At 46.5% G+C, this 705-nt stretch carries 1 protein-coding gene; it reads left to right on the top strand.

The window, feature by feature from the left end:
- Nucleotides 1-519 (top strand): penicillin-binding transpeptidase domain-containing protein (locus R7Q46_RS27125; protein ID WP_411978778.1); only part of this gene is annotated, 519 nt, incomplete at its 5' end.
- Nucleotides 520-705 lie beyond the last annotated feature (186 nt).

Here is a 705-nt window from a genome sequence, read left to right as displayed (position 1 = left end):
CGTTCCGTCATCGATATGGACGGTAACGTGCTTTATCAATCGTTGCCTCGCTCCTCTCGCGCGGTTGATGAACAAGCGGCTTGGCTAACGACTTACGCGATGAAACAAGGTGTTGCACAAGGTACAGGTCGCTATCTTCAAAGCCAATTCGCTTGGGCTGCATTGGCGGGCAAAACGGGCACCAGTAACGATACTCGTGATAGCTGGTTTGTCGGGATTGATGGCCGTGAAGTGACGACCATTTGGCTAGGCCGTGATGACAACAAGCCAATCAACCTTACGGGGTCAAGCGGTGCATTGCGTGTTTACGCGGAATACTTGGCGCAGCGAATTCCTGAACGTTTGGAGCTGCCTTGGCCTAAAGAAGTGACGACGCTTGGCTTTAAACCGACCTCCAACGGTGGTTTAGAGATGAATTGTCGCAGCGATTACAAACTTCCAGTATGGGATAAAATGGGTCAAATCAAACAACAGTGTGAGAAAAAATCTAACTGGTTGAATAGTTTGTTTGATTGGTAGGATCTCCAAATCAACAACATGGACTTGTTTCACTGGTCAATTCTTAGTACATATTAGTGATCAAGTATTCAGTAAAGGAAGAAGTGGATGTTCAAAACGCTGTCATCAAGCCCGATGTCGCGCTATTTCGCGTTGTGGGTAAGTTTGTTTTTGATAGCCACTCCTTCTGTTGCTCAAGTCAAAAAT

Source organism: Vibrio sp. 811, assembly GCF_033339195.1.
This window is presented reverse-complemented; position numbering and strand designations above follow the sequence as displayed.